The sequence below is a fragment of the Micromonospora luteifusca genome (genome assembly GCF_016907275.1).
In the GTDB taxonomy this organism is placed as follows: domain Bacteria; phylum Actinomycetota; class Actinomycetes; order Mycobacteriales; family Micromonosporaceae; genus Micromonospora; species Micromonospora luteifusca.
Genome location: NZ_JAFBBP010000001.1, coordinates 4418809 through 4444151, shown reverse-complemented (window position 1 = coordinate 4444151; position 25343 = coordinate 4418809). Strand labels below are relative to the sequence as shown.

At 72.0% G+C, this 25343-nt stretch carries 25 protein-coding genes and 1 pseudogene; 14 read left to right on the top strand and 12 right to left on the bottom strand.

Annotated elements, in window-relative coordinates; translation table 11 throughout:
- Positions 1-15 precede the first annotated feature (15 nt).
- Together JOD64_RS20295 and JOD64_RS20290 are read left to right on the top strand one after the other, a co-directional pair.
- Positions 16-432 (top strand): PLD nuclease N-terminal domain-containing protein, encoded by a 417-nt coding sequence (locus JOD64_RS20295; protein ID WP_204943658.1) that lies wholly within the window; start codon positions 16-18, stop codon positions 430-432.
- Positions 429-3770, top strand: coding sequence for an AfsR/SARP family transcriptional regulator (locus JOD64_RS20290; RefSeq protein WP_204943657.1), 3342 nt, complete (start codon positions 429-431; stop codon positions 3768-3770). The genes JOD64_RS20295 and JOD64_RS20290 overlap by 4 nt, the downstream gene beginning before the upstream one ends.
- Here JOD64_RS20290 and JOD64_RS20285 read toward each other — a convergent pair.
- The 4 genes and pseudogenes from JOD64_RS20285 to JOD64_RS20270 all read right to left on the bottom strand — a co-directional run bounded on the left by JOD64_RS20285 (position 3754) and on the right by JOD64_RS20270 (position 8221).
- Complete coding sequence (locus tag JOD64_RS20285) at positions 3754-4563, bottom strand: ABC transporter permease (protein ID WP_204943656.1); 810 nt, start codon at positions 4561-4563, stop codon at positions 3754-3756. The genes JOD64_RS20290 and JOD64_RS20285 overlap by 17 nt on opposite strands.
- Positions 4560-5533 (bottom strand): annotated as a pseudogene (locus JOD64_RS20280) (ATP-binding cassette domain-containing protein). Before JOD64_RS20280 ends, JOD64_RS20285 begins: the two are co-directional and overlap by 4 nt.
- 168 nt (positions 5534-5701) lie before the next feature.
- The gene (locus tag JOD64_RS20275) at positions 5702-7324 is read right to left on the bottom strand and encodes an acetolactate synthase (protein ID WP_204943655.1); all 1623 of its coding nucleotides are present in this window, start codon (positions 7322-7324) and stop codon (positions 5702-5704) included.
- Between the two features lie 123 nt (positions 7325-7447).
- Positions 7448-8221 (bottom strand): enoyl-CoA hydratase/isomerase family protein, encoded by a 774-nt coding sequence (locus JOD64_RS20270; RefSeq protein WP_204943654.1) that lies wholly within the window; start codon positions 8219-8221, stop codon positions 7448-7450.
- Positions 8222-8319: 98 nt separating this feature from the next.
- On the opposite strand from JOD64_RS20270, the gene JOD64_RS20265 reads away from it, so the two are divergent.
- The 3 genes from JOD64_RS20265 to JOD64_RS20255 all read left to right on the top strand — a co-directional run bounded on the left by JOD64_RS20265 (position 8320) and on the right by JOD64_RS20255 (position 10252).
- Entirely contained in the window at positions 8320-8799 is a 480-nt protein-coding gene (locus JOD64_RS20265; RefSeq protein WP_204943653.1) for a DUF6232 family protein, read from the top strand.
- A 225-nt stretch (positions 8800-9024) separates the two neighbouring features.
- Complete coding sequence (locus JOD64_RS20260) at positions 9025-9507, top strand: DUF6232 family protein (RefSeq protein ID WP_204943652.1); 483 nt, start codon at positions 9025-9027, stop codon at positions 9505-9507.
- Positions 9508-9565: 58 nt separating this feature from the next.
- Complete coding sequence (locus JOD64_RS20255) at positions 9566-10252, top strand: hypothetical protein (RefSeq protein WP_204943651.1); 687 nt, start codon at positions 9566-9568, stop codon at positions 10250-10252.
- A gap of 24 nt (positions 10253-10276) precedes the next feature.
- Here JOD64_RS20255 and JOD64_RS20250 read toward each other — a convergent pair whose 3' ends face one another.
- Positions 10277-10735 carry a rhodanese-like domain-containing protein gene (locus JOD64_RS20250; protein WP_204943650.1) on the bottom strand — a complete coding sequence of 153 codons (459 nt, stop codon included), beginning with the start codon at positions 10733-10735 and terminating at the stop codon, positions 10277-10279.
- 70 nt (positions 10736-10805) lie between these two features.
- On the opposite strand from JOD64_RS20250, the gene ftrA reads away from it, so the two are divergent.
- Positions 10806-11834, top strand: coding sequence for a transcriptional regulator FtrA (ftrA, locus tag JOD64_RS20245; RefSeq protein WP_204943649.1), 1029 nt, complete (start codon positions 10806-10808; stop codon positions 11832-11834).
- Positions 11835-11873: 39 nt separating this feature from the next.
- On the opposite strand, the gene JOD64_RS20240 is transcribed toward ftrA, so the two are convergent.
- Together JOD64_RS20240 and JOD64_RS20235 are read right to left on the bottom strand one after the other, a co-directional pair.
- On the bottom strand, positions 11874-12770 hold the full coding sequence (locus JOD64_RS20240; protein WP_204943648.1) for a ribokinase: 897 nt from the start codon (positions 12768-12770) through the stop codon (positions 11874-11876).
- A gap of 24 nt (positions 12771-12794) precedes the next feature.
- A complete protein-coding gene (locus JOD64_RS20235) occupies positions 12795-13637 on the bottom strand; it encodes an ABC transporter ATP-binding protein (RefSeq protein ID WP_307813516.1) in 843 nt (280 codons plus the stop codon).
- Between the two features lie 131 nt (positions 13638-13768).
- On the opposite strand from JOD64_RS20235, the gene JOD64_RS20230 reads away from it, so the two are divergent.
- Positions 13769-14776: an ABC transporter ATP-binding protein gene (locus tag JOD64_RS20230; protein WP_204943646.1), complete on the top strand. Its 1008-nt coding sequence runs from the start codon at positions 13769-13771 to the stop codon at positions 14774-14776.
- Positions 14773-15789 carry an ABC transporter permease subunit gene (locus tag JOD64_RS20225; protein WP_204943645.1) on the top strand — a complete coding sequence of 339 codons (1017 nt, stop codon included), beginning with the start codon at positions 14773-14775 and terminating at the stop codon, positions 15787-15789. The genes JOD64_RS20230 and JOD64_RS20225 overlap by 4 nt, the downstream gene beginning before the upstream one ends.
- 125 nt (positions 15790-15914) lie before the next feature.
- Here the strand turns inward: JOD64_RS20225 and JOD64_RS20220 are convergent, their stop codons facing one another.
- Positions 15915-17090, bottom strand: a complete 1176-nt coding sequence (locus JOD64_RS20220; protein ID WP_204943644.1) for an ROK family transcriptional regulator — start codon at positions 17088-17090, stop codon at positions 15915-15917.
- 170 nt (positions 17091-17260) lie between these two features.
- Between JOD64_RS20220 and JOD64_RS20215 the strand changes: the two genes are divergently transcribed.
- Both JOD64_RS20215 and JOD64_RS20210 read left to right on the top strand, forming a co-directional pair.
- The gene (locus JOD64_RS20215) at positions 17261-18715 is read left to right on the top strand and encodes a glycoside hydrolase family 3 N-terminal domain-containing protein (protein WP_204943643.1); all 1455 of its coding nucleotides are present in this window, start codon (positions 17261-17263) and stop codon (positions 18713-18715) included.
- Positions 18716-18733: 18 nt separating this feature from the next.
- Complete coding sequence (locus tag JOD64_RS20210; protein ID WP_307813964.1) at positions 18734-19066, top strand: hypothetical protein; 333 nt, start codon at positions 18734-18736, stop codon at positions 19064-19066.
- Positions 19067-19286: 220 nt separating this feature from the next.
- Here JOD64_RS20210 and JOD64_RS20205 read toward each other — a convergent pair whose 3' ends face one another.
- Complete coding sequence (locus tag JOD64_RS20205) at positions 19287-19949, bottom strand: GNAT family N-acetyltransferase (protein ID WP_204943642.1); 663 nt, start codon at positions 19947-19949, stop codon at positions 19287-19289.
- A 162-nt stretch (positions 19950-20111) separates the two neighbouring features.
- On the opposite strand from JOD64_RS20205, the gene JOD64_RS20200 reads away from it, so the two are divergent.
- A complete protein-coding gene (locus JOD64_RS20200; RefSeq protein WP_204943641.1) occupies positions 20112-20309 on the top strand; it encodes a hypothetical protein in 198 nt (65 codons plus the stop codon).
- Positions 20310-20439: 130 nt separating this feature from the next.
- On the top strand, positions 20440-20958 hold the full coding sequence (locus JOD64_RS20195) for a hypothetical protein (RefSeq protein ID WP_204943640.1): 519 nt from the start codon (positions 20440-20442) through the stop codon (positions 20956-20958).
- A 20-nt stretch (positions 20959-20978) separates the two neighbouring features.
- On the opposite strand, the gene JOD64_RS20190 is transcribed toward JOD64_RS20195, so the two are convergent.
- Positions 20979-21728, bottom strand: coding sequence for a Clp protease N-terminal domain-containing protein (locus JOD64_RS20190; RefSeq protein ID WP_204943639.1), 750 nt, complete (start codon positions 21726-21728; stop codon positions 20979-20981).
- A gap of 122 nt (positions 21729-21850) precedes the next feature.
- Entirely contained in the window at positions 21851-22315 is a 465-nt protein-coding gene (locus JOD64_RS20185) for a carboxymuconolactone decarboxylase family protein (RefSeq protein WP_204943638.1), read from the bottom strand.
- A gap of 149 nt (positions 22316-22464) precedes the next feature.
- On the opposite strand from JOD64_RS20185, the gene JOD64_RS20180 reads away from it, so the two are divergent.
- Positions 22465-23340 carry a sigma-70 family RNA polymerase sigma factor gene (locus tag JOD64_RS20180; RefSeq protein ID WP_204943637.1) on the top strand — a complete coding sequence of 292 codons (876 nt, stop codon included), beginning with the start codon at positions 22465-22467 and terminating at the stop codon, positions 23338-23340.
- 2 nt (positions 23341-23342) lie between these two features.
- Here the strand turns inward: JOD64_RS20180 and JOD64_RS20175 are convergent, their stop codons facing one another.
- On the bottom strand, positions 23343-24392 hold the full coding sequence (locus JOD64_RS20175) for a glycosyltransferase (RefSeq protein WP_204943636.1): 1050 nt from the start codon (positions 24390-24392) through the stop codon (positions 23343-23345).
- A gap of 109 nt (positions 24393-24501) precedes the next feature.
- Here JOD64_RS20175 and JOD64_RS20170 point away from each other — a divergent pair, with 109 nt between their 5' ends.
- A complete protein-coding gene (locus JOD64_RS20170; RefSeq protein ID WP_504740335.1) occupies positions 24502-25341 on the top strand; it encodes a DUF72 domain-containing protein in 840 nt (279 codons plus the stop codon).
- Positions 25342-25343 lie beyond the last annotated feature (2 nt).

Sequence of the window (25343 nt, the reverse complement as noted above, 5' to 3'; positions counted from 1 at the left end):
CGCCATGATGGGTGGATGGTCCGGCTGTACGTTCTCCTCTTCCTGGTGCAGATTGTCCTCGCCGTCTGCGCGCTGATCAGTTGCCTCTCCGCCGAGGAGGGCCAGATCCGCGCCCTACCACGGATCGTCTGGGTGCTGATCATCCTGTTCTTCCCGCTGGTCGGCTCGATCGCCTGGTTCGTCGCCGGTCGGGAGCCCGACTCCGGCGCCCACAAGGGTTGGCTGGGCGGCACCGGCACCGCCCAGCGGCAGCAGCCCCGGCCGGTCGCCCCCGACGACGACCCCGAGTTCCTCCGCTCGATGCAGGACAGCGCCAAGCAGCAGGACCAGGAGCTCTTCCAACGCTGGGAGGAGGACCTGCGCCGGCGCGAGGACGACCTGCGCCGCCACGACGGTGAGCCTCCACGCGAGGGCGACCGGCCGGAGGTGTGAACACCGGCGCGGCCGCGCCGATCCCGGTGCCCGAGCGGGCGGGCGGCACAATCGTCGGGGTGCAGATCTGCCTGCTCGGCCCATTGGAGGTCCGGGTCGACCCGACGACACCCATCGAGGTCGGCGGGTCGCGGCTGCGCCGACTGCTGATCCTGTTGGCACTGGAGCCCGGCCGGGTGGTCAGCGCCGGGCAACTGATCGACGCGCTGTGGGAGGGCGAGCCACCTTCCGGTGCGAGCAACGCGCTCCAGGCGCTCGTCTCCCGCCTCCGCCGGGCCGTGCCCAGCCTGCCGGTCGACGCCCGCCCCGGCGGATACCGGCTCACCCTCGAACCGGGCGCTGTCGACCTGCACCGATTCGAGGCCGCGGTGCTCGCCGGTCGGGCGTTGCTGCCCACCGACCCGACCGGAGCCCGGCAACGTCTCACCGAGGCGCTCGACCTGTGGCGGGGGCCGGCGTTGGCCGACGCCGCGGGCGCAGCGTTCGCCCGCGCGCCGGTGGCCCGGCTGGAGGAGTTGCGCCTCACCGCCACCGAGGACCTGATCGAGGCCCGTTCGGCAATGGAGGCCCCGGACCACCTGGTGCCCTGGCTGCGAGAATTGGTCGCCGCACACCCGCTGCGGGAACGGCTCACCGAACAACTGATCCGCACCCTGCACCGGGCCGGTCGCCCCGCCGAGGCGCTCGCCGCGTACGACCGGCTGCGGGGCGACCTCGCCGACACCCTCGGCGCCGATCCCGGGCCGGCGCTGGCCGCCCTGCACCTGGCGGTGCTGCGCAATCAGCCGCCGGGCCCTCCGCCGTCGGGCGACGCCACAATAGCCGAGGCCTCGCGACCAGACGCCGCTCCGATGCCACGCCATCGGGGCGATCTGCCGACCCCGCTGACCAGCTTCGTCGGCCGGGAGGCAGCCGTCGCCCGGGTCGGCGACCTGCTTGAGCGGGCTCGCCTGGTCACGCTCACCGGGCCGGGCGGCGCCGGCAAGACCCGGCTGGCGGTCGAGTCTGCCCGCGCGGTGGCCGACCGGTTCCCGGACGGGGTCTGGCTGGTCGAGCTTGCCCCGGTGGCCGACCCGGCCGAGGTGCCCCAGGCGCTGCTCGGCCTCCTCGGTCTCCGTGAGCAGGCATTCTTCACCGGCAGCCGCTCCCGGATCCCACCGAGCGAGGCCACCGAGCCGATCGTACGGGCCATCGACGCGTTGACCGGCCGCCGCGCGATGCTGGTGTTGGACAACTGCGAACACCAGCTGGACGCTGCCGCCGACCTGGCCGACCGGCTGCTCGCCGCCTGCCCCGACCTGCGGGTGCTGGTCACCAGCCGGGAACCTCTGGGCATCACCGGCGAGGCCCTGCACCCCGTCGAGTCGCTGGAGCAGCCACCCGTCGGCGCCGATCCCGCGACTGCGCTCGCGTACCCGTCGGTGCGGCTCTTCGTCGACCGGGCCGCCGCGGTCCGGCCCGACTTCCGGGTGGACGATCGGACGGTCGAGCCGGTGGTGAACATCTGTCGGTCGTTGGACGGCATGCCGCTCGCCATCGAGCTCGCCGCGGCCCGACTGAGAGCGATGACGGCAGAGCAGGTCTCGACCCGGCTTGAGGACAGGTTCCGCCTGCTCACCGGGGGCAGTCGGACGGCCCTGCCCCGACACCAGACGCTGCGGGCGGTGGTGGACTGGAGCTGGGATCTGCTCGACCCGGCCGATCAGGCGCTGTGGCGACGGCTCGCAGTCTTCTCCGGTGGTGCCACGGCGGCGGCGGTGGAACGCGTGTGCGCTGGTGGGGAGCTGGCGTCGACTGAGGTGCTCGACCGGCTCTTCGCACTGGTGGAGAAGTCGTTGGTGATCGCCACCGACGACGCCGACCCGCGCTACCGGATGCTGGAGACCATCCGGGAGTACGGGCTGGCCCGGCTGACCGAGGCCGGTGAGGAGCAGCGGGTACGCCGAGCCCACGCGGACGAGTTCCTGAGCTTGGCCGAGCGGGCCGACCCCGAGCTGCGCGGCCGCGACCAACTGCACTGGGTCGAGCGGCTTCGGGCGGAGCACGACAACCTGCACGGTGCGCTGCGGTGGGCGATCGATGCCCCCGAGGTCTCTCGGGCGGTCCGGTTGACAGCGGCGCTCGGCTGGTACTGGTGGTCACGCGGGCACCGGATCGAGGGCGCGGACCTCGCCCTCGAGGTGTTCACGCTGGTGGAGCGGACCAGTCCGCCGCTCGACGACGGCGCAACGCCGCTCGCCACCGCACTGGCGACCGCGTACCTGCTCGGGGCGATGAACCTGGTGAGCGCCCACGCGGACGTGGCATCGGCGCAGGATTGGGTGGACAGGGCGGTGCGCTTCGCCGACGCCTTCCCCGACGCCGCCGCCAAGGTGGCTCTGCTGCGACTGTCCAGGCCGATGTCCCTGATCATCGTTCCGGCGACGCAGTTGGCCGGGTCGAGCGCCTTCGCGGGGCTCTTCACCGACGACGATGCCTGGGTGGCCGGCGTGGCCCGGATCATGCACGGCCACACGCAGCTCAACGGGGGCGCGCCGGCCGAAGAGGCAGCCGAGGACTTCCGGATCGCGCTGGAGCTGTTCCGCTCCGTCGGGGACCGGTGGGGGTTGTCCACCACTCGCTTCGCCCTGGCCGACCTGGCCGCTCGGACCGGCGACCGTGACGACGCCATTGGGCAGTTGCGAGCCGCACTGCGGGCCGTCGAGGAGTTCGGCGCGGCCGAGGACGTGCCGCACATGCGGGCCCGGCTGGCCCATCTGCACTGGCAGGTGGGCGAGCACGAGACGGCCCGCCAGCTCCTCGCCGAGGCGCACGAGGAGGCCGAGAGGCTGGGCGCCGACGCACGGGCCGCCGTCTCCGCCACCTGGAGTGAGCTGCTGCGCGACTCGGGCGACTGGGCGAGGGCCGCCCGCTGGACGGAACGGGCGGCGGAGTTGGTCGATCGTCGGGGCATCGCACCGCAATGGAGCGCCATGCTGGCCACCTCGCTGGCGCACGTCAGGGCGGCCCAGGGAAAGCTGTCGGCTGCGCGTACCCACCTGGACCGGGCGCTGGAGCTGGCGATCGACGCCGGCGACGCCCCGGTGGTGGCCATCGTGGTGGTCGGCTACGCGGATCTCGCCCTGCGGGCCGGGCGGCCGAGGGCTGCGGCCACCCTGCTGGGCGGGGCCGATGGTGTGCGCGGCGGGCACGACCAGGGGTCGCTCGACGCCATCCGGGTACGGCTGGCCGTCCGCACGACGCTCGGCGAGTCGGGATTCACCGAGGCGTACGCGGGCGGCCTGGGAACGCGCGTGGATCAGGTGGCGGAGTTGTTGCGGGTCACACTCGACGCTTGAGCCCACGGACTGCCAGCGGCGCGAAGATCACCGCGATGCCGGCGCCCCAGAGCAGCGTCTGTATCACCGGCCCGGCCACCGGACCACTGACCAGGAGCCCGCGCAGCGCGTCGGCCACCACGGTCACCGGGTTGACCTCCACCCAGTTCTGCAACCAGCCCGGCATCCGGTCGGTGGGCACGAAGATGTTGCTGGTGAAGGTCAGCGGGAAGATCACCATGAAGCCGAAGATCTGCACCTTGTCCGGCTCGCTCACCAGCACCCCGACGAGCACCGAGATCCAGGACGCGGCCAGCGTGAACGCCAGCAGCAGCGCGAACGCCCCGACCACACCGAGCACGCCGTTGCCGACCCGGAAGCCGAGGATCGACCCGACGCCGAGCAGCAGCGCGATCGACCACGCCTGCTTGACGGTGTCGGCGAGGATCCGGCCGGCAAGCGGCGCCCACCTCGCGATGGGCAGCGCCCGGAGACGGTCGAACACGCCCTTGGTGAGGTCGTTGTTCAAGCCGAACCCGGTCGTCATGGTGGCGAAGAGCGCGTTCTGCACCATGATGCCGGGCAGCATGAAGGTGAGGTACTCGCCGGACGAGCCGGCGATGGCGGTGCCGAAGACGTAGGTGAAGAGCAGCACGAACATCACCGGCTGGATGCTCAGGTCGAGCAGCTCCATCGGGTTGTGCTTGATCTGCACGAGGCTGCGCCAGGCCAGCGTGAAGGTGTGCCGCAGTCCGGCGGCCGGGCTGAGCCGGCGGGCCGGTGCCAGCGGAGCGGGGAGGGTGACGGCGGTCATGCCGGTGTCCTTTCCAGATCGGTGTCGGCCGGCGAGTCCTCGGCCCGGTGGCCGGTGAGCGAGAGGAAGACCTCGTCCAGGCTGGCGCCGCGCAGCGCCAGCTCGGCGACCGGGATCTCGGCGGCGTCGAGGCGGCGGACCACCGCAGGCAGCACGCCCGGTTCGTTCACGGCGACGGTGACGGCACTCTGGGCCACCTCGGGGGTCACACCTGTCACCTCGGCGACGATGGCGGTCACGGTGCTCAGATCGGTAACGTCGGTCGGCCGTACGGTGAGGGTCTGCCCACCGGTCTTGGCCTTCAACTCCTCCGGCGTGCCCTGGGCGATCACCCGACCGTGGTCCACCACGGCGATCTCCCCCGCAAGCTGGTCGGCCTCCTCCAGATATTGCGTGGTGAGCAGCACCGTCACACCATCGGCGACCAGGGTGCGGACGATGTCCCAGAGGTCGTTGCGGCTGCGCGGGTCCAGGCCGGTGGTCGGCTCGTCGAGGAAGAGCACCTGCGGGCGACCGACCAGACTGGCGGCGAGGTCCAGCCGGCGGCGCATGCCGCCGGAGAAGGTCTTGGTGGCCCGGTCGGCGGCATCGCTGAGCTCAAAGTCGGTGAGCAGTTGGCGGGCGCGCTGCTTGGCGTCGGCCCTGTGCTCAACCCGAGCAGCCGGCCGATCAGCAGCAGGTTCTCCGCGCCGGTCAGGGTCTCGTCGACCGAGGCGTACTGGCCGGTCAGACCGATCAGCTGGCGCACCCGGTGCGCGTCACGCACCACGTCGAAGCCGCCCACCGTGGCGTGCCCCTCGTCGGCGCGCAGCAGGGTGGCGAGCACCCGCACCGCGGTGGTCTTGCCGGCGCCGTTCGGCCCGAGCAGACCGAAGACGGTTCCGGTCGGAACCGCCAGATCAACTCCGGCGAGGGCGGTGGTGGCGCCGAAACGCCGCACCAGGCCCTCGGCGCGGATCGCGTGGTCCATCGCATCTCCTGTCGTCTCCGGTGGTGACACCACCATGGGCGACAGGGCTGACATCCCGCCGATCCCGCGCTGACGGTACGACGCTCTGCGCTGACATTCCGCTGATTTACCTGCAGAAAGACGCAACCGCCGCCGCCCGCTGAGGGCGACGGCGGCGGCGGGTGCGACTCAGGCCAGGTTCGACGATCGGGGGTACGCGTCGGTCGGGTCGGTGAGCACATTGACCAGGTACGGCACGCCGGCGTCGAACGCCCGCTGCAGGGCCGGGCCCAGATCGGCCGCCTTGGCGACCGTCTCCCCTGCCCCGCCGAGCGCGCTGACCACCTTGTCGTAGCGCAGCTCCGGCTGGAGGTCGGCGGCCACGTCGTAGCCGTACATGGCCTGCATCGGGTGCTTCTCCAGCCCCCAGATGCCGTTGTTGCCGACGACGATCACCACCGGCAGCTTCTGGCGGACCAGCGACTCGACGTCCATCAGCGAGAAGCCCGCGGCACCGTCGCCCATCAGCACGCAGACTTGCCGGTCGGGGTGGCTGACCCGGGCACCCATCGCGTAGCCCATGCCGGTGCCGAGGCAGCCGTACGGGCCCGGGTCCAGCCAGGTGCCGGGCTGGGCCGGCTCCAGGTAGCGCCCGGCGTACGACACGAAGTCGCCACCGTCGCCGATGGTGATCGCATCGCGGGCCAGCACCCGACGCAACTCGCCGTAGATCCGGGCGGGGCGGATCGGGTCGGTCTCGGCGGCCATCTCGGCGGCGTCCCGGGCCTTCGCCGCGTCCTCGGCGAGGCGCAGGTCGGCGATCCAGTCGGTGTGGTCGGCCCGGTCACCGGAGTGGTCGGCCAGCGCGGAGAGGATCAGGCGCAGGTCACCGGCGGGGGCGGCAGTCGGCTGGACGTGCGTCGCCCGCTGGCTGGGCGCGTCGACGATGTGCACCACCTTGGCGTCGCCGAAGTCACCGAAGCTGAGCCGGAAGTCCAGTGGGGTGCCGACCACCACGACCACGTCGGCGCCGGAGAGCGCGGCCCGGCGGGCCTTGGCGAACGCGAGCGGGTGCTCCGGCGGGAGCGAGCCACGACCCATGCCATTGGTGAAGACCGGCACCTGCAACGCCTCGGCCGCCTCGCGCAGTGCGGCGACGGCGTCGCCCGCGTACACGTCGGAGCCGGCGATGATGACCGGCCGTTGCGCCGCGGCGATGAGCATCGCGGCGTGGCCGACCTCCTCCGGGTCCGGTACGACCGGGTCGACGCCCGTCACGGCGGGCAACTCGACCTCGGCGACCGAGAAGACCGTCTCGAGCGGAAAGTCGAGGAAGGCCGGGCCGCGGTGCGGGCTGAGCGCGGCGGTGAGCGCGGCACCGACCGCACGCGGGATGTCGTCGGTGCTGAATACCGTCTCGGCGTGCTTGGTGACCGGGGAGACCAGGGGCAGGTGGTCCATCTCCTGGAGGCTGCCGGAGCCCCAGCGGAACGCGGGCGCGCGACCCCCGAGCACCAGCACCGGCGAGGCGTTGAAGAACGCGCTGGTCATGCCGGAGATGCCGTTGGTGACACCGGGGCCGGCGGTGAGCACGGCGAGGCCGGGGCGGCGCTGCAGCTTGGCCACCGCCTCGGCGGCGAAGACGGCGGACTGCTCGTGCCGGACGTCGTAGATCGGGAAGTCGGTCTTGTGCGCGGCGTCGTAGAGCGGAAAGACGTGCCCGCCGGAGAGTGTGAACATTTCCCGTACGCCGTGCGCGCGCAGTGCCGCGAGCGCCAACTCGCCGCCGTGACCCTCGATCCGCTCGGTCATGTCGCTCCCATCGTCCGTGGCCGGGATCACAGGTTACCGGCCGGTCACTTGACCGTCCGACCGTGGTCCCGGCCGGTGGACGCCGCCGAGGTCAGGGGCAGCTGGGGCCGCCGGGCCGATGGGTCAGCGGCCGGTGAAACCCGGCTTGCGCTTCTCGACGAAGGCCACCATGCCCTCGCGCCGGTCGTCGGTGGCGAACAGCGCCGCGAAGAGCTGCGTCTCCCAGGCCAGGCCCGAGTTCAGGTCCATGTCCAGGCCGCCGTCGACCGCCAGCTTCGCCGCGCGCAGCGCCTGCGCGGGCCCGGTCAGGTACGGGGTGATCAGCGCGACGGCCGTGTCGTACACCTCGGCGGCCGGGGCGACCCGGTCGACCAGGCCGATCCGCAGCGCCTCCTGCGCGTCCACCATCCGCCCGGACATGATCAGGTCCTTGGCGCGGGCCGGGCCGACCAGGCGGGCCAGCCGCTGGGTGCCGCCCGCACCGGGGATGATGCCCAGCTTGATCTCCGGCTGGCCGAGCTTGGCGTCCTCGGCGACCACCCGCCAGTCGCAGGCCAACGCCAGCTCGCAGCCGCCGCCGAGGGCATAACCGGTGATCGCGGCGACCACCGGCTTGGGGATCCGGGCGATCGCGCCGAGCGCGCTGGACAGGTTCGGGGCCCGGTCGACCATGTCCACGTAGGACATTTCGGCCATCTGCTTGATGTCGGCTCCGGCGGCGAAGACCTTCTCCCCGCCGTACACGATGACGGCGCGGACGTCGGGGTCGGCGGCGGCCGCATCGGCGGCGGCACGCAACTCCTCCTGCACCTGGGTGTTGAGCGCGTTCATCGGCGGCCGCTCCAGCCGGATCGTGCCGATGCCGTCCTTGGTCTCCAGCCGAACGAACTCGCCCACGCTGCCCTCACTTCCTCGTCGAAGTCGCGTGCCAACCTTACGACCCGGCTCGTTTGGGTAAGTAGTGTGGTGTCAGCCCCCCGGGCGGGAGTCCAGCCATGACCACTTATTACGACGACAGGTCGGTGCAGGTCACCTCGACCGCCTTCCGAGTCGACGGCCGCAGCTACGCGCTGGCCGACATCACCATGATCTGGCACCGCCGTGGCACCCGTTCCTGGCGGGTGCTCGTGGGCCGGGGCGCGATCGGCGCCGCACTCGCCGGTCCGCTGGTCGCGGCGGTGCTCGGCATCGGCGTCGCCGTCTGGCTGCACCGCTCGCCCACCGTGACGATCGCGATCGTCGGCGCGTCGGTGCTGGTCGGGTTGGCCGTCGGGCCGGTCGCCGACTTCCTCTTCGAACACCTGGACCGCTCGTACACCCGGGGCAGCCGCCAACTGGAGATCTGGGCCCGTTGGCGCGGTCAGCCGGTGCGGTTGCTGCGCACCGGCGACGCGCTGCGCTTCGGGCAGATCTACCGGGCGGTGCAACGGGCGGTCGAGCACAGCCAACCGGCCCGCCCCGGCACCCGCCGCTAGACGAGTAAGTCCTAACCCCGGTCTGGGCTGTGGGCGCACCCGGCAGGCGGAGGTGACCGTCGGTCACCTCCGTCAGGGCGGATGCGGTAGTGAGCGGTATACCTCAAAGTCATATTCATACCTCTGAGGTATACCGCTCAACAGCACATCGACATGGCAGGCAGCCAAAGCGGATGGCTAGCGTCCTTCGCTGCGCCCGCAGCCCCCCGGTGGTTAGGCTTAGTGATGACCCTCTATTACCGGGACGACGCGGTGCAGGTGACCTCCGAGTCGATCCGGGCGGGCGGTCACGTGGTCGCCCTCGCCGACGTGACGTTCGTCTGGCACGCACGGGGCCAGAAAACCCTCGCCGTACGCGGCCGTGTGCTGGGGCGCGGTGTCCTGGTGCTGCTGCTCTCGCTGCCGCCGTTGGTCGCCGTGGTCTGCGTGCTGTCACTGGCGTGGTCGGCACAGGACCGGGGCAACTGGCAGTTGGCGCTGATCATCCTCGCCGCCTGCGCGGTGGGGGCGTTGGTGCTGGTGCCGTTCCTGGAGATCCCCCTCGGCTGGCTGGACCGCTCCTATGAGCGCGGCAGCCATGTGCACGAGTTGTGGGTGCAGCACCACGGCCAGGAGGATCTGCTGGTGCGCACCCCGGACGCACTACGGTTCGGCCAGATCTACCGGGCCGTACAGCGTGCCGTCGAACAGCACGGGGACCATCGATGAACATCACCGCGGCGTCGCCGTCAGGCGGTTATGGCACGGCCGACGCACACTTGACCCCATGGCGATTCCCCTCCCCACCCCGGCCGCCGTGGTCGGCCTGACCCGCTCCGCTCTCGACCAGGCGCTCGGCTCGGCCGCCTCGATGGCCGCCGTGCCCGCCCGCGCGTTCGCGGTGCTGGACGGGGTGGAGGCGCTGCTGGCCCGGATCAACGGCGTGGTCGACCGGATCGAGACGACCCTGGACCGGACCGACCAGGTGCTCACCGACGCCGAGGCCGCGGTTCGCGAGGTGGCTGTCATCAGCGCAGCCGCGACCACCGCCATCGACACGGCCACCGAGGTGGCCACCGCCGCCGCCGTGGTGGTCGCCGAGGCCGACCGGGTGGCGAACCGCGCCGCCGCCACCGTGGGCACCGCGACGGAGGCCGCCGCCACGGCGGCCGAGCTGCTGGCGGCGTACGAGCCGGCGCTGCGCCGGGCCGCGCCGATGGCCGGGCGGTTCGTCGAGGAGTTGAGTCACGAGGAGATCAGCGCGGCGATCCACCTGATCGACGAGTTGCCCAAGCTCAAGGAACACCTGACGGCCGACATCCTGCCGATCCTGGCCACACTGGACCGGGTCGGTCCCGACCTGCACGACCTGCTCGATGTGACCCGCGATCTCAAGCTCGCCGTGGCCGGCATCCCCGGGCTGGGCATGCTGCGCCGACGCGGCGAGAAGCTCGCCGACGAGCCCGTCGGCTGAGCCCTCGCCCGCCTGCGCTGTGGCTCAGCAGTCGCAGGTGATCGTCGTGGCGGGCGCGGTGAGGCCATCGACCGGTCTCCGGGTCAGCCCGGCCTCCGTCACCACCGGCAGCCCCTCCCGCGCCCAGTATTCGAACCCGCCGAGCATCACCTTCACCTGATGGCCGAGCCGGGCGAACTCCAGGGCCGCCCGGGTCGCGCCGTTGCAGCCCGGACCCCAGCAATACGTCACCACCGCCGAGCCCGGCGGGATCAGGTCCGCCGCCCGGCTCGCGATCTCGGCGGTGGGCAGGTGCACCGCGCCGGGGAGGTGCCCCTGCGCCCAGGCGGCCGCGCCCCGGGAGTCGACGACCACCAGACCCGGGGTACGGGCCGACAGGTCGGCGTGCACATCACTGACGTCGGTCTCGACGCTGAGCCGGTTGTGGAAGTAGGTGGCGGCGGCGGCCGGATCGGCCGGCGGAACGGCGAAGGCGAAAGTCATGCACCGATCCTCGCCGGCACGCCACCTCGGGACGAGTGGCACGAACGACGTCGTGCGCTAACATCCCGCCATGCCGATCCCGGCCACGACAACCCGCCCGCGCCTGCTACCAGCACCCCGACGACCAGCGGCCGCGCACCGGGTCGCCGTGCTCGCGTACCCGGGGATGTCGGTGTTCGAGACCGGCATCGTCACCGAGGTCTTCGGGCTGGCCCGACCCGAGTTCGACGTCGACTGGTACGACCTGGTGGTCTGCGCCGAGCAACCGGGGCCGGTGCCGGTGGTCGGCGGAGCCAGCCTGCACACCCCGTACGGCCTGGCCGAGCTGGCGGCGGCGCGGACGGTGATCGTGCCCGGCGTGCCGGACGTGACCGCTGACCCGTCGCCCGAGCTGATCACCGCGCTCCGCCAGGCGCACCGGCGCGGTGCTCGGCTCATGTCGATCTGCTCGGGCGCGTTCGCGCTGGCCGGAGCGGGGCTGCTGGACGGTCGACGGGCCACGACCCACTGGCGGTACGCGGAGCTGCTGGCGCGGCGCTACCCGCGGGTCGAGGTGGACGCGGACGTGCTCTACCTCGACGACGGTGACCTGCTCACCAGTGCCGGCAGCGCGGCCGGGCTGGACCTCTGCGTGCACGTGATCCGGCGCGACCATGGCGCGGCGATCGCCAACGCGGTCGCCCGACGGCTGGTGATCCCGCCGCACCGCGACGGCGGGCAGGCCCAGTTCGTCGAGGCACCGGTACCCGCCGACCCGGACGACGACCGCATCGCGGGCAGCATCGACTGGGCTCTCGCCCATCTCGCCGAGCCGCTGAGCGTGGCCCAGCTCGCCGGGCGGGCGCACATGTCGTCCCGCACCTACCTGCGGCACTTCGCCCTGGCCACCGGAACCAGCCCGATCCGTTGGCTGATCGACCAGCGGATCCGGGCCAGCCTGACCCTCCTGGAGGAGACCGACGCCTCGGTCGAGCAGGTCGCCCGCGCGGTGGGCTTCGACACGCCGGTCACCTATCGGCACCACTTCGGCCGGGTCATGCTGACCTCACCGTCGGCGTACCGCCGGGCCTTCCGCACCGGCGCGGGTCAGCGGACGTAACCCGCCGACGCGGTCAGGCCGGTTCAGCGCGGGACGCGCTCAGGCCGGGGCGTACAGCTCGTCGATCTCGGCGCGTCGGGGTAGCGCCACCGAGGCGCCGAGCTTGCGTACGCAGGCAGCGCCGGCCGCCGACGCCCAGCGCACCGCGTCGACCAGGTCGCGTCCCTCGCCCCAGCCGACGGCCAGCGCGGCGGTGAACGCGTCGCCTGCGGCGGTGGAGTCGACCACGTCGACCTGGACCGCCGGCACGTGCACTTCGGCGCCGTCCCGGTCGACGTACCAGGCGCCCTCGCCGCCGAGAGTGAGCACGGCGCGGGGGGTCAGCTCGAGCAGCGCCCGGGGCTCCTCCCGGCCACGGCCGGCGAGCGTCTGCGCCTCGCCCTCGTTGACGACCAGCACGTCCACGGCGGCGAGCAGTTCGGGCGGGAGCTCCCGGGCCGGGGCGGCGTTCAGGATGACCCGGGTGCCGGCGGCGCGGGCGGCCACTGCGGCGGCTGTCACGGTCTGCACCGGGATTTCCAGTTGGGCGACCAGGACGTCCGCCGCGCGTACCGTGGCAAGCTCCTCCTCGGTGAGCCCGACCAGCGCGTCGTTCGCACCGGGAGTCACCATGATGGCGTTCTCACCCTGGGCGTTGACCATCACCAGCGCGACCCCCGAGGTGCCGTAGACCACGCGCAGCTGGCTGGTGTCCACCCCGGCCGCGGTGATGCGCGCCTTCAGGGTGACGCCGAAGGCGTCCGAGCCGATCGCGCCGAGGAACGCGCAGGAGGCGCCGGCCCGAACCGCGGCGACGGCCTGATTGGCGCCCTTACCGCCGGGCACCATCACGAAGTCGGTGCCGAGCATGGTCTCGCCCACTCGCGGCAGCGCGGGCGCCATCGCGACCAGGTCCATGTTGGCGCTGCCCACCACGGCAACCCGGGTCTGCGGCACTGTCGTCTCCGCCCGGTCCGGCGCTCAGGCGGCCCGGGCGGTGTAACGGTCGCCCGACCGCTCGACCACCAGTGGCAGACCGAATGTCTTGGAGAGGTTGTCGCCGGTCAGCGTCTCGGCGAGCAGACCCTGGGCGACCACTCCGCCTTCCCGCAGCAGCAGCGCGTGGGTGAACCCCGGTGGGATCTCCTCCACGTGGTGCGTGACCAGCACCATCGCCGGGGCGTCCGGGTCGTACGCCAGCTCGGCCAGCCGGGCGACCAGGTCTTCCCGACCACCCAGGTCGAGCCCGGCGGCGGGCTCGTCGAGCAGCAGCAACTCCGGGTCGGTCATCAGGGCACGGGCGATCTGCACCCGCTTGCGCTCACCCTCGGAGAGGGTGCCGTAGCGGCGTTCGGTGAGGCCACCGACGCCGAGTTGGCTCAGCAGCGCCCGCGCCCGGGCCTCGTCACCGCGCTCGTAGCTCTCCCGGAAGCGGCCGACCACCGACCAGGCGGCGGTCATCACCACGTCGCTGACCTGCTCGTCGGCGGGCAGTCGCTCGGCGAGCGCGGCGGTGGTGAGCCCGATCCGGGTACGCAGCTCGTTGACGTCGGTGCGGCCGATCCGCTCGCCGAGCACGTGCGCAACGCCGGTGGTGGGGTGCAGTCGGCCCGCGGCGAGGTTGAGCAGGGTGGTCTTGCCGGCACCGTTGGAGCCGAGGACGACCCACCGTTCGTCCAACTCGACCCGCCAGGTCAGGTCCTGGAGGAGGGCGGTGCCAGACCGGCGTACGCCGACTCCGTCGAGGCTGACCACCAGATCCGGGTCCACGGGGGCGGCGGCAGGCGCGGCGCCGGTAACGCCGGGGATCAGATCACCAGTCACCACACCATCCAACCACGCAGCGTCGAGGCGCCCCCCATGGGCGGCGCCTCGGCCATAGGGTGAAGCGCCGTGTCGTTGATCACCACACCCGGAGGACGGCCCATGCCCAGTCGAGGTACGGAGCCGCGCGGATGAGCGCGGTCATCGAGATCGAGGGTCTGCGCAAGACCTTCCACAGCGTGCGGAACGGCCGGCGGGTGGCGGTGGACGGGTTCGACCTGTTGGTCGAGACGGGCCAGGTCCACGGTTTCCTCGGCCCCAACGGCTCGGGCAAGACCACCACCCTGCGCGCCCTGCTGGGGCTGGTACGCGCCGACAGCGGGCGGATGACCGTGCTCGGTGAACCGTCGCCGGAGCTGTTGCCGCGGGTGGCTGGCCAGGTCGGCGCCATCGTCGAGAGCCCACAGTTCTTCGGCAACTTCACCGGGTATCGCACGCTGCGGTTGTTGGCGCGTGCCGGTGGGGTGCCGATCTCGCGGGTGGACGAGGCGCTGGAGCTGGTGGGCCTGCGCGACCGGGGCGATGAGCGGGTCAAGGGCTACTCGCTGGGCATGAAGCAGCGCCTCGCGGTGGCGTCCGCACTGTTGAAGGACCCACGGTTGCTGATCCTGGACGAGCCGGCGAACGGGCTGGACCCGGCGGGCATCCGGGAGATGCGGGACCTGATGCGGTCGCTGTCCGCGAACGGGGTGACCGTGCTGGTGTCCAGCCACATCCTGGGCGAGATCCAGCTGATCTGCGACCACGTCACGATCATTTCGCGGGGGCGGCGGGTGGCGGCCGGCCCGGTGGACGAGGTGCTGGCGGGCCACGACCGGCACGAGTTCCTGGTGCGGGTGGCCGAGCCGCAGCGCGCTGCCGAGTTGCTGCAGGCGGCCGAGCTGACGGCGGTCGTCGACGGCGGGGCGCTGGTGGTGGGCGGGGTGAGCGACCCGACGGTGGTCAGCCGGGTGCTCGGCGAGCAGGGGCTGTGGGTGGGCGAGTTGACGCCGCTTCGGCCGGATCTGGAGAGCGTATTCCTGGAGCTGACGGGTGCGAACGAGCATTCGTCGGTGCCCCGGCAGGTCGACGACTCGGCGCTGCCGTACGCCGATCAGGGCGATGCTGTGATCAATCTCGATCGGGGAGTGGACGCGTGAACCTGGTTCGTGCCGAGTTGGAGCGGCTGTCCGCGCGTCGCTTCGTACAGCTCATGGTCGTGCTGTTGGCGTTGGCGTTCGCGATCACGGCGGCGACCACTCTGGCCGGCTCCCACAAGCCGAACGCGGACGAGTTGAACTCGGCCCGGGCGCAGGCTTCCCAGGCGCGGCAGAGCATGGAGTTGTTGTACCAGGAGTGTCTGGCCCGCCAGAGCGGCTCGCTCCCGACGGAGGACACGGGACGCTACTTCCCCGCCGACTGTTCCGAGATCGACCCGATCCGGCTGGAGAAGCTGCCGATCGCCGCCGACTACCTGCCGGGTGTGTTCAGCTTCGCCCAGCAGGCATTCCCGTTGCTCTATTTCCTCATCGCGTTCCTGGTGCTCTTCGGGTTCCTGGTCGGCGCCTCCTACATCGGCGCCGACCTGAACTCCGGCGGTGTGGTGAATCTGCTCCTCTGGCGACCGCGCCGTCTGACGGTGCTCGCGGCCAAGTTGGGCACCCTGCTCGGCGTGGTGCTGGTCCTGTCCCTGCTGGCGTCGGTGGCCTACCTCGCCACGTTCTGGGTCATCGGGCAGACCGCCGGGTTGCCTGGCCGGTTGTATGGTGACTTCTGGAGTTCGCTCGGCGCGGTGCACGGCCGCGGCATGGTGCTGGTGCTGCTGGCCTCCGCGCTGGGCTTCGCGATAGCCACGCTGGGTCGGCACACGTCGGCGGCGTTGGGGGCGGTGGCGGCGTACGCGGTGGTGTGGGAGTTGGGCGGGCGTCTGGTCCTGGAGATCGTCGATGCTCGACGGCCGGACCAGTTGATGCTCTCCAGCCACATCGGGGCGTGGCTCACCGGCGAGGCGAGGTACTGGGATCCGAAGATCTGCGCCGACAACGTGGGCAACGACTACTGCGAGAGCTTCTACAGCCTGACCTGGGGACCGTCGCTGCTGGTGCTGCTCGCGCTCACCGGCGGGCTGACCGCTGCGGCGTTCGCCGTGTTCCGTCGCCGCGACCTGCTCTGAGTTTCGGTCCGCGGGGCCGCCCACCGTGCATCGGGCGGCGCCGCGGACCGACGCGCGGTACGGCAAGAGCTTGCAACCCGCCGACCAGCGGTGAAATATTCCTTCACATGACCGCCGCAGCGGGCTCAGCCGACGGTGGAGCCGAACACCTCGTCGCGTACGGCGTCCAGGGCGGTCCGCAGCGCGCCGTGCAGGATCGGCTCCTCGGTCAGCCCGGTCGGCACGACCCGAGGCTGGACCAGGGTGATCGCGGCCACCTCGTGCTGCACCCGCTCGGCGAGCGCGGTGCCGCCGGCCTGACCCACCTCGCCGGCGAGCACGACCAGCGGCGGGTCGAGCACCACGCAGGTGCTGGCCACGCCGAGGGCAAGGCGGCGGGCCAACTCGTCGAGCATCGGGCCGCCGTCGGCGCCGGCCGCCACGGCCGCGCGGACCGCCTCGGCGGCCTCGGCGGCCGGGTAGCCGTGCTCGCGGGCCACCGCGCGCACCGAGTCCGCGCCGATCAGTTGCTGGAAGGCCGGCTTGGCCCGACGGGAGACGTCGCGCGGGATGGGCGCACCGGGCACCGGCAGGTAGCCGATCTCACCGGCGGCACCGCTGCTGCCGTGGTGCAACCGACCGCCCAGCATGATTGCCAGGCCGACGCCGGCACCTACCCAGACCAGCACGAAGTCGCCCACCCCCTGTGCGGCGCCGGACTGCGCCTCGGCCACCGCGGCGAGGTTGACGTCGTTCTCGAAGACCACCGGGGTGTGCAGGTCGTCCCGCAACGCGGCGAGCAGCCCGCTGTGCCAACGCGGCAGGTTGAAGGCAAACGTGATGTCGCCGGTGCCGGGGTCGACCAGGCCCGGCGTGCCGAGCACGATCCGCCGTACGCTGCTCAGTTGCGCCTGGGCGCTGCTCGCGGCCTGCACCACGGCGTTGTGCACCACGCCCACCGGGTCGTCGGTGTCCCGGGTCGACTGCTCCACCCGGCCGATGACCGCACCGGTGATGTCGGCACACGCGGCCACCACCCGGTCCGGCCCGACGTCCACGCCGACCACGTGGGCACTGCCTGGGCTGACCGCGTAGAGCTGGGCGTTCGGCCCTCGCCCACCGGCCTGCTCGCCGACCCGCGTGACGAGGCCGCGCTCCTCCAACCGCTCGACCAGCTGCGAGGCGGTGACCTTCGACAGCCCGGTCAGCTCGCCGAGGCGGGCCCGAGTCAGCGGGCCGCATTCGAGGAGCAGCTCCAACGCCGCACGGTCGTTGAGCGCCCGCAACAGACGGGGGGTGCCGGGCAGCCGGGTCGCACTCATGACACGTCCTCTAGTTTTAGTAAACTTTGCTAACTGTAAACCAACCTGCGAACGGGTAGCCGTAGCGTATCGGCCACCCGGAGGTGGGGCGCTCGGCCGATTCGGCAGGGCGAACACCACCACCGGTACGACGTTTCGTACCGGCTGGGGCACCGAAGGGAGAAGATCACGTGGGGCTGGATCCAGGACTGCGCCGGCTGGCGCTGGGCACGCTGCTCGCCGCGTACCCGGGACCGGTCCCGCCGGACTGGGCGGTTGACCTGCTGGCCGACGGGCTGGCCGGGCACACCCTGTTCGGGACCAACGTGCACGACCCCGCCCAGGTGGCGGCGAGCACCGCCGCGCTGCGCGCCGGCCGGCCGGACGTGCTGATCGCCATCGACGAGGAGGGTGGCGACGTGACCCGGCTGGCGCACGCCACCGGCAGCCCGTACCCCGGAAATGCCGCCCTCGGCGCGATCGGCGACGTGGCTCTCACCCGACGGGTCTACCAGTCGATCGGCGCCGAGTTGGCCGCGCTCGGCATCACCGTCAACCTCGCCCCGACGGTGGACGTCAACACCGCCGACGAGAACCCGGTGATCGGCACCCGGTCCTTCGGCGCGGACCCGGTGCGGGTGGCCGCCCACTCGGCCGCCGCCGTGACCGGGTTGCAGGCCGCTGGCGTGGCCGCCTGCGCCAAGCACTTCCCCGGGCACGGTGCCACCGTCACCGACTCCCACCATGAGCTGCCCACCGTGGACGCGCCCCTGAGCCTGCTACGCCAGCGGGACCTGCCGCCGTTCGCGGCGGTCGTCGCGGCCGGGGCGCGCGCGGTGATGACGGCGCACATCCGGGTGCCGGAACTGACCGGCGCCGACCCGGCCACCTTCAGCCGGGCCGTCCTGGTCGATCTGCTCCGTACCGACTACGGCTTCACGGGTGCCGTCATCACCGACGCGTTGGAGATGAAGGGCGCCGCCGTGGCTGCCGGCGGAGTCGGACCGGCCGCGGTCCGGGCCCTGGCCGCCGGCGCTGACCTGCTCTGCATCGGTGCGAAGGTCGACGCTCAACTGGTCGAGCGGGTGGCCGCCGAGATCGTCGACGCCCTCACCGACGGCCGGTTGGCGACCGCGCGGGTCGAGCAGGCAGCCGGCCGCGCCGCCGAACTCGCCGCGTGGACCCGGGCCGCCGCCAGGTCGGCGGCGACCGAAGACACCGAGCTGGGGTACGCGGCAGCGCGCCGAGCGGTCCGGGTGGACGGGGTGCTCACCGGCCTGGACCGGCCACTGGTGGTGCAGTTGCACACCGAGTCGACGATCGCCGAGGGGCGGGTGCCCTGGGGCCTCGGTCCACACCTCGACGGGGTGTCGGAGATCCGGGTGATCGCCGCCGAGGCCGACGCGGCGAGGCTGCGCGAGTTGGCCGGTGACCGTCCCATCGTGCTGGTCGGGCGGCACCTGCACCGGCTGCCGGGGGGCCCGGAACTGATCGCCGTCCTGGCCGCCGAGCATCCGGTGACCGTGGTGGAGATGGGCTGGCCGGCACAGTGGCGCCCGGTGGGCGTACGCGCCTTCGTCACCACGTACGGCGCGAGCCACGCCAATGGCCGGGCGGCCGCCGAGGTGCTCGGTCTGGCGCGCTGAGTCGCAGCGGTCGGCGAGATCACACCGTCCACTGTCGCGCTCAGCCCCTTCTCGGCGGAGTCCTCCGGTCCGCGAGAGGCGGCGATCGCCCTCTTCGACGAGGTGTTGGGGGGCTCGACCGCCAACGTCGACGCCGAACTGCGCCCACAGTTGCCCCAGCTGCTCTGGCTGGCGTACATGGGAGTGATCCTCTACTGGGTGCACGACCGGTCTCCGGGGCAGACCAAGACCCGCCAGTTGATCGACGGCGTCGTGCCATTGATCGACCGACTGGTGGCGCTGTCCCGACTACGGGTCCTCCGCCCCGTGACCCGGCAGTTTTTCAACCTGATCCGCACGCTACGTCACTGACCCGACCGGCCGCATTGACCGGTCCAGCAGCAGGTCAGGTCCACTTTTCGACACTCCGAACCGACAGCTCACACCTTGCCCCACGCCTCTTCGATACGTAGCGTGATCGACACGTACCGACTCGCCAAACGCGCGAGGCGGCACGCCCCGAACCGGGGGCCTGGGGAGAGGTTGCGGACCGTGGATCCGGCCCGGATTCACGGTCCGCGCCCGTCGCCACTCAGCGTGGATAGACCCCGTACGCGCGCCAGCCCCGGTCCGGAAACCCGGCCGCGTCGGCGACCCGGGCCGAGGCGTGATTGTCCCGCTCGTGCAGGTAGGTGGGCACCGCTCCCTCGTCGAGCACCCGCCGCGCAGCCTGTGCCACCAGCCGGCGGGCGAGGCCGCGGCCCCGAGCAGCCGGCACGGTCCCCACCGCCAACTCCTGCCCGTACGCGTCGTGCCGTTTTATCCCGGCACCGGCCAGGTAGGTGCCGTCCGGGGCACGGACCACCAACACCGGCCGGTCGAAGAGCCGCAGCCAGGGCGGCAGCCCGGGAGCCGTCGACTCGGTCCACTCCCCCACGTCGGGCAACGGCGCGGGTGACCGGCTCCACCGGAAGGGGCCGTCGTGCACACACCACTCGGGCAGCCCGACCGCCTCGGGCAGCGCGGCGAGCAGTCGGTCCGGTGTACGCCGGACCAGCGAGCGAATCGCCGCCACCCGCTCCGGCGCCACGGAGAGCACTGCACTCTGCCCGGTCTGCACGGCGAGCGCGGGGCGCAGCCTGCCGTCCCAGGCCGGTTCTGCCCGCCGCCGCGAGGCGACCACGTGCAGCCCCGGCCCGGCCGGCCACTGGCCGAGCCAGGTGGCCAGGTGCAGGTGGAGCCGCCGGTCGAGCATGCCCACCTCCCCGTCACCGCGCCTCTCGTGGATCACCGTACGCCGGGCAGGCGGGCCGGGCGGACGATCCCTCAGGGCCGGGCGAGGTTTGGGAACCGGGCATACCCATCGACCGTCATATGTATTTCCATACCTGTACAACTTTGTTTGGGACGGTAAGGCATGCCGATTCAGCCGAACCATCACTACCAGCAGGACCCCGAGCGACTCTGGCAGGCGGCGGAGACAGTCGGACAGCTTCCGCCCCAGCCGCGCTACCGGAACCCCCGGGCCGCCGGCGGCGTCGGCACCCTGTCGTGGGCCAGGCTGAACAAGCTGCCCGCAGGCAGTTCCAGCAGGCACCGCCTGAACACCCACTGACCGAACGGCCGGGTTCTGACGTTCGGGCGTGGGGCGACACACCGGGGAGGTCCAGCAGCGGCTTTCGCACACCTGTCGGGTAATTTCTTGTGGTCCGGCATCCCGGCCTACGACAGGAGAAGCTCCGCGCATGGGCAAGAAGACGATCCACGTCTCCGACTTCACCGGCACGGTCCTGCAGCAGGACGACGAGGTGGTGCGCGTCGTCGTGCTGGAGCACCCGGACCTGGTCGCCGGGCCCGTGCAGTTGGACGCCACCCCGGGCGAGGTGGAGAACATCGACGACGCCGCCCTCGACGTGGCGGTGGTGGAGATCCACGACCGGCACGGCGGCGGCGAGCCCCGCCGGGTGGTGCTCACCGCCAGCGAGTTCGACGCGATGGCCACCGACGTACCGATGGCGCAGTTGCTGAAGACGGCCGAGCGGGTCCGCCCGCCCAAGGCTCGCAAGAGCGCCGAGAAGATCGACTACGGCACGCTGGAGCACGCCGGCAAGCCGCACCGGGGTCGGGTCACCGAGGAGGAAGCCCGACTGGTGCGCGAGCAACTCGACGAGGTCAACAAGCTGCTCGCCGACGCGGGCGTGCGCCAGATCGACCCGTCCGATCCGGAGCACGCCCTGCGGTACGGCTTTTCCGAGGTCTCCTGACCGCTGTCTACGGCTTGCCCCTACCTGGCGTCGCCGTCCGTCGCGGCGGCGTTGACTGCCGCGGCGAGGGCGGCGGACAGGTCGGCCTCGACCGCTGCCTTGTCCAGGCCGAGGTTGGTGAGGACACCGGCGCCGTCCTCCTGCTCCAGCAGGGCGAGCAGGAGGTGCTCGGTGCCGATGTAGTTGTGCCCGAGGCGCAGCGCCTCCCGGAAGGTCAGCTCCAGCGCCTTCTTGCCGCGCGCGTCGTAGGGGATGAGGTCCGGGACCTGATCGGCGCGTGGGGGAAGGACGGCTCCGACCGCCTCCCGAACCGCCTCCGGAGTAGCGCCCCGGCCAGCCATCACCCTGGCGGCCAGCCCCTCCGGCTCGGCCAGCAGGCCCAGCACCAGGTGCTCGGGGCCGATCTCGATGTTCCCGCTGGCCCGGGCCTCCTCCTGCGAGGCCACCACCACGTTGCGGGCGCGGGGGGTGAACCGACCGAAGCCGGCGTTCGGGTCGAGCGCCGCGGCGTCGGTCGCCTTCGGCACGAAGCGCTTCTGGGCGGCCTGCTTGGTGACCCCCATGCTGCGGCCGATGTCGGTCCAGGAAGCGCCCGAGCGTCGGGCCTGGTCGACGAAGTGCCCGATCAGGTGATCGGCGACCTCGCCGAGGTGATCGGCGGCGATGACCGCGTCGGTGAGTTGGTCGAGCGCGTCGGCGTGCGCCGTCTTGATCGCCTGGATCAGGTCGTCGAGCTTGACGGTGTTGCTGATCTGGAGAGGATCTGTCATGCGTCAACCCTAGGTTGACGAAGGGCAGCCGTCAACCAGAAGTTGACGATCACGCCCGAGCGGGTGATCCGGCGGCGGGGCCACGGCGGCTTGCCGTCACCCCGCCCAGCCGGTCACCGCGGTCAGCCCCAGGTCTGCGGGGCCGGCTGGCGGGTGGCGGCGTTGATCCGGTTGAAGAAGTTGGTGGTGGCCACCCAGAGCACGATCGCGGCGAGCTCCTTCTCGTCGAAGTGCCGGGCCGCCTCCGCCCAGACATCGTCGGACACGGCGTCGGCACGGTCGGCGAGCCGGGTGGCGGCCTCCGCGAGCGCGAGCGCCGCCCGCTCCGCCTCAGTGAAGTACGGAGTCTCCCGCCAGACGGCCACCGCGTACAGGCGCTCCTCGGTCTCGCCGGCCTTGCGGGCACCCCGCGCGCCCGCGTCCACGCAGGCGCTGCACCCGTTGATCTGGCTGGCCCGCAGGTGCACCAACTCCAACGTGCTGTCCGGCACTCCGGCCGAGTGCGCGGCCTTGTACAGCAGATTGATCGCCTTGACGGCGTCCGGCAGCAGGCTGGCCGGGTTCTGGATACGCGGTTCGATGATCATGAGACGTGTTCCGTCCTGTTAGGCTGCCCGGCGTGTGTCGCGGGCGGCATCCCGTTGCTGTCACTGGAATGTCGACCGGCGAGCCGGTGCCGTGACAGATGTGGTCGCGGTCACAGACGCGCACCGGGCGTGCCACGGGGGTGGAGAGCATGAGCGAGGCGGACCGGCTGGCCCGGCGCTTCGAGGAGAACCGGCCGCGCCTGCGGGCGGTAGCCCAGAGGATGCTGGGCTCCGGAGCCGAGGCCGAGGATGCCGTTCAGGACACCTGGCTGCGGCTCAGCCGAGCGGACATCGCCGGCATCGACAACCTGCCCGGGTGGCTGACGACCACCGTCGGCCGAGTCTGTCTGGATCGGTTGCGAACGTGTACCGCCCGACCGGAACAGCCGTGGGACACCGCAGGGCCGGCACCCGACCCGACAAACGGCGACCCGGTCGACCCCGAGCGGGAAGCCGAGCTGACCGAGTCGGTCGGCCGGGCACTCCTGGTCATTCTGGACACTCTCGCCCCGACCGAACGATTCGTGTTCGTGCTGCACGACATGTTCGCGATCTCGTTCGAGGAGATTGCCGCCGTGGTCGATCGCACTCCCGCCGCCGTCCGCCAGATCGCCAGCCGGGCCCGTCGCAGGGTGCACCAGGATGGGACCGTCCGGGAGACCGATCCGGCCCGTCAGCGGCGGGTGGTCGAAGCCTTCCTCGCCGCCTCCCGGGAGGGCCGCTTCGACGACCTGGTCAGCCTGCTCGACCCGCACGTCGTCATGCGCGCCGACCCGGTGGCCGCCGGCCTGGGGTCACCCGCCGAGACGCACGGCTCCGCCGCCATCGCCGGCTTCTTCAACGGCCGCGCCCAGGCGGCATTGCCGGCGTACGTCGACGGGCTGCCGGGCGCGGTCGTCAACCTCGGCGGAGCCGTCCAGCTCGTGCTCTGCTTCATCGTCACCGACCGGATCATCGGCATCGAGGTGGCGGCCGACCCGGCGCTGCTCGCAACCCTCGACCTGTCGGTGGGAGAGCGACGGTAGGGCTACCCGGCCCTGGCGTACTCGGGTAGGCGGCGAGCGACCGCCGCCGGCGAGGGCATCCCGTCGATCTCCTCGGCGATCGCCCGGGCCGCGTCGCGATGTGCGGCCCCGTGCCGTGGCAGCAGCCGTCGCGTGTGCTCGGCGACCGCGTCCGCGTCCACCTCCTCGGGGAGCAGCCGCAGGGCGGCGCCGGCGGCACTGACCGCCTCGGCGTTGGCGAACTGGTCGGCACCCTGCGGCAGCATCAACTGCGGTGCGCCGACCGCGAGCGCGCCGAGGGTGGTGCCGCTCCCGCCGTGGTGCACCACCACGTCCACGTGCGGCAACAGCTCCGCCTGCGGGACCAGGGGATAGGCCCTGACGTTGTCGGGCAATGCGCCAAGCTGGTCCAGAGGCACGCGGCCCGCCGCGACCACCACCTGGGCGTCGAGCGTCGCCAACCCGGCGATGGCCGTGCTGAGCAGCTCCGGCGTACCGAACGCGGTGCCGAGGGTCAGATAGACCAACGGCCGGGACGTCCGGCGGCTCGCCCATTCGGGCAGCGGGGACGGTGTCGAGAAGGGCACCGGTCGCAGTTCGATCCGACGCTCCGTGGCGAGGAAGTCCTTGTCCTGGAGCGAAGGCGGGCAGATGTCGACGTGCGGCCGGCCGGTGGCCTCGGCGTTTCTCGTGCCGGTCGACCCGGACCGGCTCGACGCGACCCGGGTGGGCAGTTCGAGCCCGATGCCGTCGGGGAACATCCGGCCGAACCCGTGCCAGATGCCCGGGATGCCGGCCTGACGAGCGGCGATGGCCGCCCCCGGCAGCCCCCACTCGTGCACCACCAGGTCGGGGCGGAGCCGCGCCAACTCCGGTTCGAGATCCTCGGCGTACACCTCGTAGAAGGCGTCGCCGGGGCGGAACGGCCGCAGGCCGTTCGCGGCGAGCGGAGCGTGCACGGCCGGACCGGCGGCGAAGTGGACCTCATGACCGGCGTCCCGGGCAGCCATCGCCAGCGGGATCAGCGGGTAGGTGTGACCGACGGCGGCAAGACTGGCGAACAGCACACGCATGGGGCCGGACCCTATCTGCCGCACCGTCGGTCCGGTCGCGCCCGGTGTTCGGTGTCGCGTATACGGTGGGCTCGGGTTCAGGCGCGGTTCACCGACGGGAAGGGCGGTCATGCGTCTTCACGTGGGATGCGCGATGTGGACGCACAGGTCGTGGCAGGGTCACCTGCTGCCGCCCGCAGAGCGCCTGCGGCACTACGCCAGTTGGTGCGACGCCGTGGAGGGAAACACGACGTTCTACGCGACCCCGGCCCGGGACACCGTGGCGTCGTGGGCCGCCCAGACGGACCCGGATTTCCGGTTTGTCGTCAAACTTCCCAAGGTCATCACGCACGAACGCCGACTCACCGACGTCGGAGAGCCGTTGCGCGCCTTCCTGGACGCGATCGAGCCGCTCGGCCCGCGCGCCCATGCCCTCTGGATCCAACTGCCCGGCTCGTTCGCCCCCGCCGACATCCCGGCCCTGAGCCGATTCATGGATCAACTCCCGCAGTCCCACCGGTACGCGGTGGAGGTCCGCCACCAGACGTTCTTCACCGATTCCAGCGCGGCCCGGCTGCTTGAGGCGACTCTCGCCGGCGCGTCAGCCGAGTGGATTCCCTTCGACACCACCGCCTTCTTCGCCAGGCCACCGACCAGCGACGCGGAGCGGGACGCCTGGACCAAGAAACCGCGCGTGCCGCTCCGGTCACGCGCGCTGACTGACCGGCCGATCGTTCGCTACCTCGGCCGCGACGACCCGGCGCGCACGACCGAGGGGTGGCAGCGCTGGATCGACATCACCGTGGCCTGGCTACGCGAGGGACGCTCGCCGACGATGTTCATCCACACCCCGGACAACGCCGACGCGCCCGCGCTCGCCCGCCGGTTCCACGACGAGGTACGGGCACGCGTACCCGAACTCGACGCGCTGCCCGAGCCGATACCGGTCGAGCCCCTGACGCTGTTCTGACC

Bases quoted from the DNA above. Each gene is read 5' to 3' on its own strand.
- JOD64_RS20295 (WP_204943658.1), top strand. From the start codon at position 16: ATGGTCCGGCTGTACGTTCTCCTCTTCCTGGTGCAGATTGTCCTCGCC.
- JOD64_RS20285 (WP_204943656.1), bottom strand. From the start codon at position 4,563: ATGACCGCCGTCACCCTCCCCGCTCCGCTGGCACCGGCCCGCCGGCTC.
- JOD64_RS20275 (WP_204943655.1), bottom strand. From the start codon at position 7,324: ATGACCGAGCGGATCGAGGGTCACGGCGGCGAGTTGGCGCTCGCGGCA.
- JOD64_RS20265 (WP_204943653.1), top strand. From the start codon at position 8,320: ATGACCACTTATTACGACGACAGGTCGGTGCAGGTCACCTCGACCGCC.
- JOD64_RS20260 (WP_204943652.1), top strand. From the start codon at position 9,025: ATGACCCTCTATTACCGGGACGACGCGGTGCAGGTGACCTCCGAGTCG.
- JOD64_RS20255 (WP_204943651.1), top strand. From the start codon at position 9,566: ATGGCGATTCCCCTCCCCACCCCGGCCGCCGTGGTCGGCCTGACCCGC.
- JOD64_RS20250 (WP_204943650.1), bottom strand. From the start codon at position 10,735: ATGACTTTCGCCTTCGCCGTTCCGCCGGCCGATCCGGCCGCCGCCGCC.
- ftrA (WP_204943649.1), top strand. From the start codon at position 10,806: ATGCCGATCCCGGCCACGACAACCCGCCCGCGCCTGCTACCAGCACCC.
- JOD64_RS20230 (WP_204943646.1), top strand. From the start codon at position 13,769: ATGAGCGCGGTCATCGAGATCGAGGGTCTGCGCAAGACCTTCCACAGC.
- JOD64_RS20220 (WP_204943644.1), bottom strand. From the start codon at position 17,090: ATGAGTGCGACCCGGCTGCCCGGCACCCCCCGTCTGTTGCGGGCGCTC.
- JOD64_RS20205 (WP_204943642.1), bottom strand. From the start codon at position 19,949: ATGCTCGACCGGCGGCTCCACCTGCACCTGGCCACCTGGCTCGGCCAG.
- JOD64_RS20200 (WP_204943641.1), top strand. From the start codon at position 20,112: ATGCCGATTCAGCCGAACCATCACTACCAGCAGGACCCCGAGCGACTC.
- JOD64_RS20195 (WP_204943640.1), top strand. From the start codon at position 20,440: ATGGGCAAGAAGACGATCCACGTCTCCGACTTCACCGGCACGGTCCTG.
- JOD64_RS20190 (WP_204943639.1), bottom strand. From the start codon at position 21,728: ATGACAGATCCTCTCCAGATCAGCAACACCGTCAAGCTCGACGACCTG.
- JOD64_RS20185 (WP_204943638.1), bottom strand. From the start codon at position 22,315: ATGATCATCGAACCGCGTATCCAGAACCCGGCCAGCCTGCTGCCGGAC.
- JOD64_RS20180 (WP_204943637.1), top strand. From the start codon at position 22,465: ATGAGCGAGGCGGACCGGCTGGCCCGGCGCTTCGAGGAGAACCGGCCG.
- JOD64_RS20175 (WP_204943636.1), bottom strand. From the start codon at position 24,392: ATGCGTGTGCTGTTCGCCAGTCTTGCCGCCGTCGGTCACACCTACCCG.
- JOD64_RS20170 (WP_504740335.1), top strand. From the start codon at position 24,502: ATGCGTCTTCACGTGGGATGCGCGATGTGGACGCACAGGTCGTGGCAG.